At 65.8% G+C, this 15778-nt stretch carries 10 protein-coding genes; 2 read left to right on the top strand and 8 right to left on the bottom strand.

Annotated elements, in window-relative coordinates; all coding sequences use genetic code 11:
* Positions 1-79: 79 nt before the first annotated feature.
* The 8 genes from pheT to EFAMC2_RS05055 form a co-directional block, all read right to left on the bottom strand.
* Positions 80-2539 carry a phenylalanine--tRNA ligase subunit beta gene (pheT, locus tag EFAMC2_RS05090; RefSeq protein ID WP_154027749.1) on the bottom strand — a complete coding sequence of 820 codons (2460 nt, stop codon included), beginning with the start codon at positions 2537-2539 and terminating at the stop codon, positions 80-82.
* Positions 2540-2821: 282 nt separating this feature from the next.
* Complete coding sequence (gene pheS, locus EFAMC2_RS05085) at positions 2822-3898, bottom strand: phenylalanine--tRNA ligase subunit alpha (RefSeq protein ID WP_154027747.1); 1077 nt, start codon at positions 3896-3898, stop codon at positions 2822-2824.
* Between the two features lie 500 nt (positions 3899-4398).
* Positions 4399-5457: a LacI family DNA-binding transcriptional regulator gene (locus EFAMC2_RS05080; RefSeq protein ID WP_154027744.1), complete on the bottom strand. Its 1059-nt coding sequence runs from the start codon at positions 5455-5457 to the stop codon at positions 4399-4401.
* Between the two features lie 3 nt (positions 5458-5460).
* Positions 5461-6441, bottom strand: coding sequence for an ABC transporter ATP-binding protein (locus EFAMC2_RS05075; RefSeq protein ID WP_154027742.1), 981 nt, complete (start codon positions 6439-6441; stop codon positions 5461-5463).
* Positions 6434-7432, bottom strand: coding sequence for an ABC transporter ATP-binding protein (locus EFAMC2_RS05070; protein ID WP_154027740.1), 999 nt, complete (start codon positions 7430-7432; stop codon positions 6434-6436). Before EFAMC2_RS05070 ends, EFAMC2_RS05075 begins: the two co-directional genes overlap by 8 nt.
* A gap of 12 nt (positions 7433-7444) precedes the next feature.
* A complete protein-coding gene (locus EFAMC2_RS05065; protein ID WP_154027738.1) occupies positions 7445-8344 on the bottom strand; it encodes an ABC transporter permease in 900 nt (299 codons plus the stop codon).
* A 9-nt stretch (positions 8345-8353) separates the two neighbouring features.
* Positions 8354-9274, bottom strand: coding sequence for an ABC transporter permease (locus EFAMC2_RS05060; RefSeq protein WP_154027736.1), 921 nt, complete (start codon positions 9272-9274; stop codon positions 8354-8356).
* 118 nt (positions 9275-9392) lie between these two features.
* A complete protein-coding gene (locus tag EFAMC2_RS05055; protein ID WP_154027734.1) occupies positions 9393-11075 on the bottom strand; it encodes an ABC transporter substrate-binding protein in 1683 nt (560 codons plus the stop codon).
* Between the two features lie 268 nt (positions 11076-11343).
* On the opposite strand from EFAMC2_RS05055, the gene EFAMC2_RS05050 reads away from it, so the two are divergent.
* Both EFAMC2_RS05050 and EFAMC2_RS05045 read left to right on the top strand, forming a co-directional pair.
* Positions 11344-12717, top strand: a complete 1374-nt coding sequence (locus EFAMC2_RS05050) for an alpha-L-fucosidase (protein ID WP_261980102.1) — start codon at positions 11344-11346, stop codon at positions 12715-12717.
* A 53-nt stretch (positions 12718-12770) separates the two neighbouring features.
* A complete protein-coding gene (locus EFAMC2_RS05045; protein WP_154027730.1) occupies positions 12771-15563 on the top strand; it encodes a transglutaminase-like domain-containing protein in 2793 nt (930 codons plus the stop codon).
* Positions 15564-15778: the final 215 nt, after the last annotated feature.

Here is a 15778-nt window from a genome sequence, read left to right as displayed (position 1 = left end):
CATTACGCAGGGCATCAACCGTCAGACGCCGATCGCCAGGCAGGTATGCCAGGCACCGTACGTCGGACGAGGGCAAGCGCTACCCACGCACCTCGCCGCCGGTGGAGCGGCACACCTTCTTGACGAGCTTCTCGTGCGCCTTCTCCACCTCCTCGCTCGTGAGGGTGTGATCGGCCGCACGGTACGTGAGCTCAAAGGCCATGGACTTCTTGCCCACGCCCACGCGAATCGGGTCGCGGTAGACGTCGAACAGGCGGGCGCCCTCGAGCAGCTTGCCGCCCGCGCTCGTCATGCGCTGCTCGAGCGTCTCGCAGCTTACATCCTCGTCCACGACGATGGCCAGGTCGTGTGTGATGGCAGGCATCGTGGGCACGTCAACGTAGGGAAGCTCGCGCTTGGCCAGGCGCAGCAGATGCGCCTCGGAGAGCTCAAAGGCAACGACATCCTCGTTGATGCCAAAGTTCGCAAGCGAGCTCGGGTGGACGTTGCCCACCCAGCCCAGCAGCTCGCCCTCGGCATAAACCTCGGCCGCACGGCCCGGCTGCAGCCAGGGGTACTCCTCCGGCTTGGCGGCCTTGAAGCGCACCTTAGTGATGCGCAGCGCAGAAAGCAGACGCTCCACGACGCCCTTGGCGTCAAAGAAGTCCAGCTTGGCGCGCTTCTCGTTCCAACCGTCCTCGCCCCAGGCGCCGGCAAGCACGCCGGCAACGTAGTGCGGCTCGTCGGGAAGGGTGCGCTTCTCGTGGCCAAAGAACACGCGACCCTGCTCGTAAAGCGCCACGTTCTCCACGCCATGGTCCAGGTTGTAGGCCACAGAGCGCAGCAGCCCCGGCAGGATGGAGCGACGCATCTCGCTCTGGTCGGCCAGCAGCGGGTTCATGATGCGCACCGGCACGCCGCGGCCCGTCTCGGAAATCTGGGTGCGCTCGAGGTCGCCATCCTGGGCAAAGCTGTAGGTGAACGTCTGGGAGAGACCGCAGGCACGGAGCGTCTCGCCAATGAGCTGGCTGCGCTGCTGATCCACGGTGAGGCCGCCATGGTGGTTCTTGGCACCGGGCAGGGTGGCCTCGACGCGGTCCATGCCCCACAGGCGGAGGACCTCCTCGATGAGGTCGGCCTCGCGGGCGAGGTCCGGGCGGCTCGTGGGAGCAACCACCTGCAGCACGCCGTCGCGCTTCGGCACCACGGCGCAGCCGAGGCGCTCGAGCAGGTGCGCCATCTCGTCATCGGTGATGGGGGCGCCGCACACGGTGCGCACGCGCTCGGGACGCAAGGTGATCTGCGCTGCCTCGACGGGCGCGGGGTACTCGTCCACGCGGCCGCGGCACACGGTTGCGCCGCAGCAGCTCTCGAACAGGGCGGCGGCGATGTCGACAACCTCGTCGCAGGAGGCAGCGTCCACCTGGCGCTCGAAGCGGATGGAAGCCTCGCTCATGAGGTTGAGGTTGCGGCTCGTGCGGGAGATGTGGCTCTTGTCGAAGCAGGCGCTCTCGAGCAGGACGTCGACCGTGGTGTCGTCAATCTCGGAGTTGAGGCCGCCCATGACACCCGCCAGCGCCACCGCGCGGCCGCCGTCGTCGGAGATGACGGCCATGTCGCTCGTGAGCGCGCGCTCCTGGCCGTCGAGCGTGGTGAGCTCCTCGCCCTCCTCGACGGCGCGCACCACGATGTGGCGCTTGCCGTCGCGCTCGGAAAGCTTGCCCAGGTCAAAGGCGTGCAGCGGCTGGCCCGTGAGGTACATCACGTAGTTGGTGACGTCCACGACGTTGTTGATGGGTCGGCTACCGGCGGCGATGACACGGCGAGCCAACCACTCGGGGCTGGGGCCGATCTTCACGCCGCGAACGACGCGCGCCACGTAGCGGCTGCAGAGCTCGGTGGCGTCGATGCGCACGTCCACGAGGTCGGCCGAGCGCGGACCTTCCTCGCTCGCAATGGCCGGCAGCTCGATGTGCGTGTCCTCGTCCAGCACGGCACCCACCTCGGTGGCCATGCCCACGTAGGAGAGGCAGTCGGGGCGGTTGGGCGTGATCTCGCAGTCGAGCACGACGTCGCTCGTGCCGTGGTACTGCGAGAACGGCATGCCCACGGGGGCGTCCGGCGGCAGAATCATGATGCCGGAGTGATCGCCGCCGAGGCCAAGCTCGCGCTCGGAGCAGTTCATGCCGCAGGACTCCACGCCGCGGAGCTTACTCTTCTTGATCTTGAAGTCACCGGGGAGCACGGCGCCAATCATGGCCACGACGATCTTGTCGCCCTCATTGAAGTTCTGGGCGCCGCAGACAATCTGCAGAGGAGCGGGGTTGCCCTCGGCGTCCGTGTTCTGGTCGCCCACGGAGACCTTGCAGAGCCACATGTGGTCCGAGTCGGGGTGCGGCTGCTTGGAGACCACCTGGCCGATGACCACGTGGTCGAGGTGCTCACCTACGTTCTCGATCGTCTCGACCTCGGTTCCGGTGCGAATGAGTTCGCGGTACAGGACCTTCGGATCATCTGGCAGGTCAACCATCGAACCCAGCCACTCATATGAGATGCGCATGTCTATGCCTTTCTGTGCGCGTTCGTTCTTGTTGGCCTTTCCCGTTCCCCGGACCGCAGGCGGGCCCGCTTGGCACGTCCTCAGCGAAGTTGCCATGACACAACAGAGGCGTTTGACGCCTGCGGAATGTGCCGGCTCGGGCCCACCTGCGGCCCGACGTCCACGTCGGCGAAGTGCTTCTCGGAAAGGCAAGCCCCGAAGCGCAGGGCTTGTGTTTAACCTGCGAGGTAAAACCGCTCGTCAGTGATTCTGAGGGTGCGACTGACGAGGTCAGGCACGGCCTCAGAACTGCTTGAGGAAGCGCTCGTCGCCCGTCATGAGCATGCGGAGGTCGGGGAGGTTGTAGCGAAGCGCCGCCACGCGCTCGGCGCCGATGCCAAAGGCGAAGCCGGTGTACTTCTCGTGGTCGACGCCGCAGTTGTCGAGGACGTTCGGGTCCACCATGCCGCAGCCCAGGATCTCGAGCCACCCGGTGCCCTTGCAGAAGCGGCAGCCCTCTCCGTGGCACACGCCGCAGCTCACGTCCACCTCGCAGCTGGGCTCGGTGAATGGGAAGAAGTGTGGGCGGTAGCGCGTGGCACGGTCCTTGCCAAACATCTCGCGGATGAAGTAGTCCAGCGTGCCCTTGAGGTCGCCGAAGGTGATGCCCTCGTCCACCACGAGGCCCTCGATCTGGTTGAACTGCGGAAGGTGGCAGGCATCGGGCGTGTCCGGACGGAAGACCGTGCCCGGGGCAATCATGTAGATGGGCGGCTTCTGCTTGAGCATCGTGCGAATCTGGACGCCGGAGGTCTGCGTGCGCAGGAGGATGTCGCTCTCGCCATTGGCGTGGACCTCGGAGTAATCGAGCGATCCGGGGTTGTTGTCCACGACGTAGAAGGTATCGCGGGCGCTACGGCTGGGGTGGTCGAGCGGGGCGTTGAGCGCCGTGAAGTTGTTGTAGCTCGTCTCCACGTAGGGGCCGTCCTCGACGGTGTAACCCATGCCGCAGAAGATCTGCTCCATCTCCTCGATGATCTGGGAGATGAGGTGCTCGCTGCCCACGGTGGGGACGCGGCCCGGCAGGGTCACGTCAACGGAGTCGGCGGCGATGCGCGCCTCGAGCGCGGCGTGCTCGAGCTCGTGGCGACGCTGCTCAAGCGCCGCCTCAACGCGATTGCGAACCTCGTTGGCGAGCTTGCCCACCTGCGGGCGCTCCTGCGGCGAGAGCTTGCCCATCTGACGCAGAACGCCCGTGAGCGACCCCTTCTTGCCGGTGACGGCAACGCGAATCTTGTCCAGGTTGGCAAGGTCGCCCGCCCCGAAGATTCCCTCGTGCGCCTCGGCCTCGATGGCCTTGAGGTCGTCGATGATTGACATGTGCTGTGCCCCTTTCGTGCGCGGGCTCTCGCCCGCCTCGCCTTCTGCCACCCCGCGTGCGGCGGCCCTAGGGCCGTCGCGCCAAGGCAACAAAAAACCGCCCCTGCCTGCGCTTCTGCGCAAACAAGGGCGGAGATTTCCGCGGTACCACCTTGCTTGGCCGTCGGATGTGCGCCTTTGGCGTGCCCGACGTGCCCACTTTGGTTCCGTGTCGTGGAACGAACGGCTTCCCTACTGGCATCGCCCGGACACCTGCGCCCAGGCGACCGTTCAGGTCGCGGCTGGTGGAGTGAACGCCGCTCGTCCAACCCAGTGGGAACCTCTCAGCCAGTGAGCTCCCTCTCTTGTCCCGGGAAGACGCGACGCGCAGCCCTCTCCGTCATCGCCGGGGGACATCATAGCGCAACCTCGCAGACTCGTCCCGGTGACCCTAGCCTAGATGCATGCGCTCGCAAGGTCACAAGAGCAAGCAGCGGCACAGGCCTCACGCGATTCATGCGCTAGATGTAGGCGCTCGCGAGGTCAGCAAAGCTGGTGACCGCACCGCCAAGCCCGCCCGCCACGGAGGGTGTGACGCTCACCTCGCTGCGCAGCACATGCGTCCCGCCCGATGCGGACGGCCCCGCCATCTGCTGCACCAGCAGGTCTGCCGCCATCCTTGCCATGGCACCGGTGGGCTGTGCCACCGTGCTGAGCGGAGGCAGCAGGACATCGCCAAAGTCGAAGTCGTCGAAGGAGGCAAACCCCACGTCTACCCCGGCGGACAAGCCGCGCTCGGCAAGGGCTCGCAAGGCTCCGAGCGTGAGGTAGTAGTTACTCGCGTAAACGCCTGTGACCTGCCCGCGCGCGAGCAGGACGTCCATGGCATCCCTGCCCTCGCGCTTCGAGGCGGCAACCTCGCAGACGTCTTCCGCATGAACCGAGAGCCCGCGCTCCTCCAACGCGTCGGCCCAGCCCAGGTAGCGCTGCTCGCCCACATACGTGGACCGTGACATGCAGATGATGCCCACACGCTCGTGCCCGGCGTCGAGCATGGACCCCACCAACTCGCGGGCTGCGGTGCGGTTGTCGACGATCACGGATTCCACGCCCGCGGCCTCAAGCGGGTTGTCCAGCACCACGAGCGGCACGCCCACGTCTGCCAGGAACTCGTACTCGTCCGTTCGCATCTCGCTCGTGAGCACCACGAGGCCGTCCACGCTGCGCGAGAGCAGAACGTCGACCTTTCGCTCGAGCAGGCCGCTCGACTGCCGGTAGTCCATGAACAGGGCCGTGTAGCCCTGCTTCTCGAAGGCCAGCTGCAGGCCAGACAGGATGGTTGCGGCAAACACGTTGGCCGCGTTGGGCACAAGCACGCCCACGGACCGCGAGCGTCCGGTCACCAGATAGCGACCGAGCGCATTGGGACGGTAGCCAAGGCTGGCCACGGCGTCCTCAATGCGCTCGGCGTTCTGTGGGCGAGCGTTGCCCCCGTTGAGATAACGCGAGACCGTGCCCACCGAGACGCCAGCGGCCAAGGCGACGTCCTTGATGGTGGGCACGGCTCCCGTACGGCCCATGGCTTATCCGAGCTTCAGGCCGTCGTAGTGGCACTTCACGAAGTGTCCGGGGCGAATCTCTCGCATCTTGGGGCACTCGGTCTTGCACTTCTCGGTGCAGTGCGGGCACCGTGTGTGGAACAGGCAGCCCGTGGGCGGCTTGGTGTTGCTGGGCAGGTCGCCCTTGAGCAGCACGTGCTTCTTCTTGACCGTGGGGTCGGGCACGGGTACGGCCGAGAGCAGCGCCTGCGTGTACGGATGCTCGGGGTGGCTGTAGAGTTCCTCGTTAGGAGCCAGCTCCATGACCGAGCCAAGGTACATGACCGCGATGCGATCCGAGATCATCTCCACGACGGAGAGGTCGTGCGAGATGAACAGGTACGTGAGGTCATACTGCTCCTGCAGGTCGCGCAGGAGATTGAGGACCTGGGCCTGAATCGACACGTCGAGCGCCGAGACAGGCTCGTCGGCGATGATGAGCTTGGGCTGCATGGCAAGCGCGCGGGCGATGCCGATCCGCTGGCGCTGGCCGCCGGAGAACTCATGCGGGTAGCGCTCGCCGTGGGCGGCAGAGAGGCCGACGGTCTCAAGGAGCTCGTAGGCGCGCTTCAGGCGCTCGCCCTCGCTCATCTTCGTGTGCACCAAAAGCGGCTCGCCGATGATGTCCTGGACCTTCATGCGCGGGTTGAGCGAGCCGTACGGATCCTGGAACACCATCTGGATGTCCTGGCGGATGGGGCGCATCTCCTTCTCGGAGAGCTTGGAGATCTCCTTGCCCTCAAACCAGATCTCGCCGGAGTCGGGCGTGATGAGGTGGTCGATGAGGCGCGAGACCGTGGACTTGCCACAACCAGACTCGCCCACGATGGAGAACGTCTCACCGGGCATGACGTCAAACGAGACGTCATTCGTGGCGTGGACGAACTTGTTGGCCTTGCCGAAGAAGTTCTTCCCCACCGGGAAGCGCTTCGTGAGGTTCTTGACAGAAAGCAGCGGCTCAGTCATTGGCGAGCGCCTCCTCCCTCTCCTGCTTGCTGAACAGGCAGGCGCACGTATGGTTCTCTGCGAGCCTTGCCAACTCGGGGTGCTTCGTGTGGCACTCGGGGCGCGCGTACTTGCAGCGCGGCGCAAAGTGGCAGCCCTCCGGCATGGCCGAGAGGTCGGGCACGGAGCCCGGAATGGCCGGCAGCCTACGGACGCGCTTGCCGAGGCGCGGCACGGATCCAATGAGGCCCTGCGTGTAGGGGTGCTGCGGACGAGCGAAGAGCTCCTCCACCGGAGCCTCCTCCACGATGTTGCCCGCGTACATGACGATGACGCGGCTGCAGGTTTCGGCCACGACGCCGAGGTCGTGGGTGATGAGCAGGATGCCCGTGTTGCGCTGGTCGCGAATCTGCTCCATGAGGGCCAGGATCTGCGCCTGGATGGTCACGTCGAGGGCCGTGGTGGGCTCGTCGGCGATGAGCAGCTTGGGCTGGCAGCTCATGGCCATGGCGATCATGACGCGCTGGCACATGCCGCCAGACAGCTCATAGGAGTAGTTGTTGAGCGTCATCTCGGGCTCGGGGATACCCACCTGCTTGAGCACCTCGACGCTGCGCTCGTGCACCTGCTCCTTGTTGAAGTCGTTGTGCAGCAGGATGGCCTCGGCGAGCTGCTCGCCGATGCGCATCGTGGGGTTCAGCGAGCTCATCGGTTCCTGGAAGATCATCGAGATCTCGTTGCCGCGGACGTGCTGCATCTCCCTCTCGGAGAGGTCAAGCACGTTCTGGCCGCCGAGCATGACCTCGCCCGAGGTGCGGCTCGTGTCCTTGTTGAGCAGGCGCATGATGGAGAGCGAGGTCACGGACTTACCGCAGCCAGACTCGCCGACGAGGCCCACGATCTCGCCCGGGGCAACGTGGAACGACAGGTTGTTGACCGCCGTGACCCACGACCTCTTGCCCTTCTTGAACTCGGTCTTGAGGTTCTTGACCTCCAAAAGATTTTCAGTCATAGCTACCTCCGACTAGTTCAGCTTGGGGTCAAGGGTGTCGCGAAGGCCGTCGCCGAAGAGGTTGAAGGCCAGCACCGTAAGGAAGATCACAAGACCCGGATACAGAACCAGGTGCGGGGCCACAGACAGGTAGTTGCGGCCGGTGGAGAGGATGGCGCCCCACTCCGCCTGCGTGACGCTGGCACCAAAGCCCAGGAACGACAGGGACGAGGCGGACAGGATCGCGCCACCGACGTTCATGGTGAAGTTGACGATGAGCGCGCGCATGGTGCCCGGGAAGATGTGCACGAACATGGTACGGCCGGCCGGGCAGCCGATGGAGCGGGCCACCTCGACGTACAGCTCGCCACGGACCTCGAGCACCGAGCCGCGGATGATGCGGGCGAACGTGGGGATGGCGCCGATGGCCACCGAGATCATGATGTTCTGGATGCCCGGGCCGATGATGGCAACGATCGCGATGGCGAGCAGGATGCCCGGGAACGCGAACATGACGTCGCAGCAACGCATGATGAACGAGTCAACCACGCCACCGAAGAAGCCGGCGATCAGGCCGAAGATGACGCCGATGGCCGTGCCGAGGATGGACGCGGAGAGCGCCGTGCCCAAAGACAGCTGCGTGCCGGCGAGAATGCGGCTGAAGACGTCGCGACCGAACTCGTCCGTGCCCCAGACGTGCTTGGCGGTGGGGCCGGAGAGGACGGCCGAATAGTCGTAGGCGTTGGGGTCGTACGGCGTCAGGCTCGGGCCGATGACGGCGATGATCAGGATGAACACGATGAACGCGAAGCCCAAGACCGCGGTCTTGCGGCGCAGGAACTTCTTCACGAACTGCTTGACCGGGCTCTGTGCCTTCGGCAGTTCCTCGCCCTGAGCGAAGGCGGGCGCAGTGGCTTGCTTGCTAGTAGTCATGGGGCCCCCTTACTCGTAGCGGACGCGCGGGTTGATGATGCCGTACAGGATATCTGCCAACAGGTTGATGAGCATGTACTCGGCCGAGAAGAACAGGATGAGCGCCTGGACCACCTCGTAGTCGCGCAGGCCGATGGAGTCGACCAGCAGACGCCCCATGCCCGGAATCGAGAACACGGTCTCGACGACGACGGAGCCGGCGATGAGGGCGCCGATCTGGAGCGCCGCGACCGTGACGATGTCGATGGCGGAGCTGCGGAACGCGTGGCGCATGATGACCTTGCTCTCCGGCAGGCCCTTGGCACGCGCCGTGCGCACGTAGTCCTTGTTGAGGTTCTCGATCATGGCCGAGCGCGTGACGCGGGCCAGGATTGCCATGATGCCGGCGCCCATGGCCACGGACGGAAGGATGTAGCCCCTCCAGTCGTCCACGCCACCGGTAGGCAGCAGGCCCAGGTTCACCGAGAACAGCTGCATGAGCTGGAGGCCAAGCCAGAAGTTGGGCAGCGAGATGCCGGCGATGGCGATGAGCATGCCCACGAGGTCGGCGGCCTTGCCGCGCTTCACCGCGGAGATGACGCCGATCGTGATGCCAAACAGGGCCGACCACGCCATCGAGCAGATGGTGAGGTAGATCGTGATCGGCAGGCGCGGCTTGAGCAGTTCGATGACCGTCGTGTTGTTGGCATACGAGGTGCCGAAGTCACCAGTGAACAGGCCGCCGAGCCACTCGACGTACTGCTGCAGCAGCGGCTTGTTGAGGCCCAGCTGCTCACGGACGATCTCGACCTCACCACTGGTCGCCGTGACGCCCGCAACCTGACGCGCGGGGTCGCCCGGGATGACGTGAATGAACATAAAGACGAGCACCGAAATGACGAACAGCAGCGGGATCATACTCAGCAAGCGCTTCACAAAGTATTTGCCCATGGGCCCCTCCTTTACACAGTAACGGAGCTGCCAGCCCTTTCCCCGGAGGCTGGCAGCTCCTGGCTTAACGCGCATTACATCGGGAACCAACCGAGGGTGGGACCCGAGGGCTGAATGGCTAAGCGGTCTTCAGCGTTGCGTGGATGACGTCGATGCCCATCGGATTGTTCTTGACGCCGCTCAGGCTGGACTTGTAGGAGTACAGCGTGTTGTCCGAGGCGAGGAACAGCCACGGGCACGCCTCCCACGCGATGTCCTGGCACTTGCCATAGTGCTCGTTCTGCTCGTCGATCGTCGGCGACTGGTTGCCGGCCTCGAGCTCGGCGTCGAACTCGTCGTTCTTCCAGAAGGCCGTGTTGTACGCGGTGGGCGGCACCATGGCACTGGAGAGCAGGGAGCGCAGGAAGCCGTCGGCGTCGAACTGCGACCAGTTGACGTACCACATCTGGATCGTGGTGGTGTCCTCGGGGGCGGCGGCGATCTCGGCGTTGGTGGCGGCCTCGTTCGGCTGGACGTTCACGTTGACGCCAATCTGAGCGAGCTGCTGCATGACGAAGGTCATGCCCTTGGTCTCCTGCGTGGAGTTGTCGCCGATGATCGTAATGTCGAAGCCGTTCTCGTAGCCGGCCTCCTTGAGCAGGCTCTTGGCCTTCTCGACGTCGAAGGCGTACGGCTGCTGCTCCTTGTAGCCCGGGACGGCCTTGGGCAGCACGGAGGTGGCGGGCTCGGCGGCACCGTTGTACATGACGCGGACGTAGGCGTCCTGGTCGAAGGCGTAGTTCAGGGCCTGGCGGACCTTGACGTCAGAGAGCTCGGGCACGTTGGTGTTGAGCGTGACGTAGCGCATCGTCGTGGACTCGACGCTGACCATGTTGATGTCGCCGGCGCTGCGGACCGTGGAGACCTGGTCGGTCGGCATCGGGTAGATGACCGTGGCCTCGCCGGTCTGGAGCATGGCGATACGAGAGCCGGCCTCGGGGACCTCGCGGAAGGTGACCTTCTCGATGCTCGGCTTGTCTCCCCAGTAGTCGTCGTTGAGGACGATGCTGGTGTGGTCGCCGTTGGCGTACTCCTGGAGCTTGTAGGGGCCAGAACCCGCGGACTCCTTGCCGTAGTCGTAGTTGGGGTCAACGACAACCTTCGGGCTGACGATGTAGAACTGCGTCACGGAGTTCAGGAACGGGGCGTACGGCTTGACGAGGTGGAACTGGACGGTGAGGTCGTCGACGGCGGTGCAGGAGTCGACGCGGACCTCCTCGTTGCCCTCGTCCAGCGTCTTGATGAACATGCGGCGACGACGCCAGCCGTTCTCCTTCTTGATGGCCTCCTGGTAGTTGGCCACGACGGCAGCGGCGTTGAAGGTCTCGCCGTCGGTGAACTTGATGCCCTCGCGGATGTGGAAGGTGTAGGTGAGGGCGTCGTCGGAGACCTCCCAGCTCTCGGCGGCAGCGGGGACGAACTCATTCTTCTCGTTGTAGGCAATCAGGGAGTCATAGATGTAGTAGACGACCCAGCCGGAGTTGCCGTCGGACCAGTTCATCGGGTGCATTGTCTGGATGGTGCCCTCGAGGGCAATGACGCACTCGTTGGAGCTGGCCGTGGCGTCCTTGGTGGCCTTGACGACAAAGCCATCGGCATCGGCGGTGATGAGGTCGCCCTCGGCCGCGCCCGTCGTGGCAGCGGCGTCGCCGCCGCCGTTGCCCTTGTTACCACCGCAGGCGGCAAGGCCAAGGCCGGCCGCGGCAACGGCAGCGCCGCCGAGGAAGGTGCGACGGCTCACTCCGCTGGTGCTCTTCTTCATCTAGGTTCCCCCTTCGGTAAAACGGAGCATGAGGCCCGTATCCCCATGTCACCGCCTGACTCCTGTGGTCCGGTCAACCACACGACCGACGCGCGGCGCAACCGTTCGCGGTTACGTGCGCATCTTTTGTCGGGCAATACGATAACGTTTCAATTGCGACCGTCCAACAGGTTGTGGCAATCGTAATGTCGCTCTAACAGAACGGGCTTCCTCAAGTGAAGAACCATCGCCCGAACGGTCGAATAACTCGGTAACCGTAATATGTCAGTTGTTCCACCGGCTTATCGTCCCTACTTGCCGCAAGGAAAGGAACCCCATGTACCAGTTCGACCGCGCCCGCTATGACAAGCGCATGGCATGGTGGCTGCACGACCGCTTTGGCATGTTCATTCACTTTGGCCTGTACTCGATTCCCGCGCGCGGCGAGTGGCTGCGCAGCACCGAAGAGCTGACGGTCGAGCAGTACCAGCCCTTCTTTGACGAGTTCAACCCCTACGCGTTCGACGCGCGCGCCTGGGCGCGCATGGCGCGCGAGGCGGGCATGAAGTACATGGTGCTCACCGCCAAGCACCACGACGGCTTCTGCCTGTTCGACTCCGCCTTCTCCGACTACAAGGTCACCAACACGCCGTTTGGCCGCGACATCGTGGCCGAGTACGTGGAGGCATGCCGTGCCGAGGGCCTCAAGGTGGGCCTCTACTTCTCCCTCATCGACTGGCACCACCCGGACTTCCCGCAGTACGGTGACCGTCAGGCGCCGCTGCGCAACGACCCGGTGGCCGGCGCCAACAAGGGGCGCAACTGGAACCGATACCTCGAGTTCATGCACAGCCAGGTGCGCGAGGTCTGCTCCAACTACGGCAAGCTCGACCTCCTCTGGTTCGACTTCTCCTATGACGACATGACCGGCGAGAAGTGGGGTGGCACCGAGCTCATGAGCATGGTGCGCGAGCTGCAGCCCGACGTCATCGTCAACAACCGCATTGAGGTCTCGGGCGAGGGCTTCGGCTCGCTCGCCGCCTGCAAGCCCACCCCCTACCACGGCGACTTCGTGACCCCCGAGCAGATGATCCCGCCCCAGGGCCTGCACGACGTCGAGGGTCGCCCGCTTGCCTGGGAGGCCTGCGTGACCATGAACGGCAACTGGGGCTACAACGTCACCGACCACTACTGGAAGCCAGCCGACATGCTCGTGCGCAAGCTCGTGGAGTGCGTCTCCAAGGGGGGCAACATGATCTTGAACGTGGGGCCGGACGCCACCGGCCGCTTCCCCGAGGAGTCCGTGGAGCGCCTGCGCGCCATCGGGGCGTGGATGGAGCGCAACCACCCGAGCATCTACGGGGCCGGCAGCGTTGAGGGCGGCCCCGTCGAGGGCCTGGGCAAGCCGGACTATGGACGCGTCACCCGCAATGGCAACACCTATTACTTCCACCTGTACGAGAACGCCATCGGCCCGCTGCCACTCGTGGGCGTGCCCAAGGACCGAATCGTCTCCATCCGCCGCGTGGCGGACGGCACCGAGGTGCCCATCTCCACGAGCTGGGTGCACAGCGACTACCCGGACGTGGCATTTGCCAACCTCGGGCCCGACCCGGTGCTGCCGGATGCGGTGGACACCGTGCTTGCCGTGACCGTGAAGTAGCCGAGGCGCCGCATATCCGTCGCACCCCCATCTCACCCATCGAGAGGAGCCACATGCTCTCTGACCACCTCACCAGCTACACCCTCGAGCGCTACGAGGCACGACGCCCGCTGCTCGCCTCCGTCGCCGACGCTGCAGACGCCGCCATCACCGCCTGCGCGGACGTCGACGAGGCCACGCTGCTTCGCTACCTCTATGCCACCCTCCCCATCACGGACTGCATCGACGTGGCGCCGGAGGTGCTCGCCTCCTACGCCCGCCACGCCGCCTTCCTGCGTCGCGAGGTTGCCTGGGCGCAGAGCCTGGGCGAGGGCATGTTCGTACACTATGTGCTCTGCCCGCGCATCAACAACGAGCCGCTCACGGACTGCCGCCACACCTTCTGGGACGCCCTACGTGAGCGCGTCGGCGGCCTTGCGCCCTACGACGCGGTGCGCGAGGTGAACTACTGGTGCTGCGAGATGGCCACCTACCAGCTCACCGACGATCGCACGCAGAGCCCGCTCTCCGTGCTCGCGAGCGGCAGCGGCCGCTGCGGCGAGGAGTCAACCTTCCTCGTGACGGCGCTGCGCAGCATCGGCATCCCGGCGCGTCAGGTCTACGCCACCTGGTGGGCCCACTGCGACGACAACCACGCCTGGGTGGAGGCCTACACCGGCGACGGCTGGCACTACCTGGGTGCCTGCGAGCCCGAGGAGGAGCTCGACCGCGGCTGGTTCACCAACGCCTCCGGCCGCGCCCCCATGGAGGAGACCAGGCTCTTTTCGGATTACCGCGACGACTCCATGCCCGAGCCCGACGCCGGCAGCGTGGGCAGCGCCCGCCTGCTGGACGTCACGGCCTCCTACGCCCTCTCCGAGCAGCTGCGCATTCGCGTGACGCGCAACGGAGCCCCGGTTAGGGACGCCACCGTCTGCGCGCAGGTGCTCAACATGGCGGGCTGGATGCCCGCCACCACCATCCAGACGGACGCCAGCGGCATTGCCGGCCTGCAGATTGGCCTGTGCACGCTGCGCGTTCGCGCATCCGCGGAGGGCCTCCTGGGTATGGCCGTCGTGGACACGCGCGAGGTGCACGAGGTTGAGGTCGAACTTGTGGAGCCCGGACGCGCCGCTGGCGAGCTTGGAAGCTGGTACGACATCGACGTGGCCGCGCCGGCAGACCACCCGGCACCCTCGCACGCCCAGACGCCCGAGCAAGACGTCCGCGCCCGTGAGCGCAAGGCAGCCTGCGATGCCGCCCGACGCAAGCGCGTGGAGGGCTTTGCGCGCGAGGCGGCAAGGCTGGCCGAGCGTTGGCCCGGCAGCCAGCACGCGTTTGCGTGCGCGTTCTCAAACGCGCCGCAGGTAGCTGCCTTCCTTGAGGCAGACGACGAGGCAGACCGTCTCGAGCTGCTCGGCACGCTCACGGACAAGGACTTCCGCGACCTGCGCTCAGACATACTCGAGAGTCACCTCGCCCATGCTCGCGAGCTGCGTGAGACGGCCGAGGCACGGCTGCGCGCGCAGGGGATGGACGAGGCCGCGGCCCACGACGCCTACGTGCGCTACGTGCTGTGCCCGCGCTTCAAGCTCGAGGAGCTCAGCGACTACCGCCCGTTTGTGCTCGACTTCTACGACGACGGGCAGAAGGCCGCGTTCGTAACAGATCCCCGCCGGCTCTGGGACCAGCTCTGCCTTGCGCTCTCGTTTGACGGGCACGAGGGGCTTGCTGGCCTCGCGGGCACCACGGCTGGCGCGCTCTCCTCGGGCATTGCCTCGGCCACCACGCGCGACCAGGTCTTTGTTGCCGTCTGCCGCTCGCTGGGCGTGGCCGCGCGCCTCAACCCCAGCTCCTCGCACCCCGAGTTCATGGAGGGCGGCCGCTTCGTGCCCGTTGAGGAGCAGGACGCCCCCGCCCTCACCAACGTTACGTTTACCTGCGCCGACGCCGCCAACGCACCGACGTACTTCACGACGTGGAGCATCGGCCGTCTTGAGTCCTTTACCGCCCCCAACGGCTTCGAGGCGCTCGACTTCCGCTCGCTCGACCACACCGGCGCCACGTTTGAGGACGGCAGGCTGACGCTGGGACTTGAGGACGGCACCTACCGCGTCATCACCACGACACGCCTGCCGGACGGCGACCAGCAGGCGAGCGAGCTTGTCTTCTGCGTGGGCGAGGGCGTGGATGCGGAGGGCGTGGACGACGGCACGGCCTCCGCGGGTTCGGAGACGGCGAACGACGCGACGGGTACGGGTACGGAGGGCACGTCCGGCACGGCAAGTTGCGCCGTATCCCGCACGGCGGACGGCCTGGTCGTGGCGCTGCGCCAGCGCACGCCGAACCTCCGCGACATGCTGAATGTCATCAAGCTGCCTGCGTTTACCGTCGCGGATGGTGAGGGCACTCGATGCGCGCCTACGCTCGGCAGCTGTGGCAATGGCATCCTCGCGTTTGCCCAGGAGGGCATGGAACCCACCGAGCACCTCCTCAACGAGCTGCGCGACCGCGCCGACGACCTGCGCGCCGCCGGCATGGCCGTGACGGTGGTCGTGCGCGACGAGGCCGCCCTCGCAGACCCCACCCTCTCCCGCACGCTTGCCGCCCTGCCCGAGATTGGGATTCGCTACGACGACTTCTCCGAGCTGCCCGAGCGTCTTGCTCGCCGCACGTACGCCAACCCTGAGCTTTTGCCGCTCACGCTGCTTGTGACCAGCAGTAACAATGTCAGCTCGGCCGGCAACGCAGCCGGAACCAAACCGACTGGCAACGGCGACTCGCTCACGAGCCTCTACTCCACCGCCGGCTACAACGTCGGCACCGTTGACCTGCTCCTTCGCCTTTCCGCTCTGAAGCGGGCGTAAAGCTCCGGAGGGGGCGGCCTGCCGAGGGCGGCCGCGTGGCTCCGACTCCATTCGGACTCGAAGCCACGCGGCCTTTTTTCAGCCCAAGTACGGCGGGCCTCAGCGCCGCCCTTGCTTCGCCCCACGTCGTTGCTCTCTGTCCACGAAATCCCGCGATTGCGCTGTTGCGGCAGCTTGCATCCCTCTTTTGTCCACGATTCCCGTCGATTGCCCAG

Origin of the sequence: Olsenella uli (genome assembly GCF_901212655.1) — a bacterium.
GTDB lineage: Bacteria > Actinomycetota > Coriobacteriia > Coriobacteriales > Atopobiaceae > Parolsenella > Parolsenella uli_A.
Note: the sequence above shows the minus strand (reverse complement) of the source record. Positions and strands in the feature narration are given on the sequence as shown.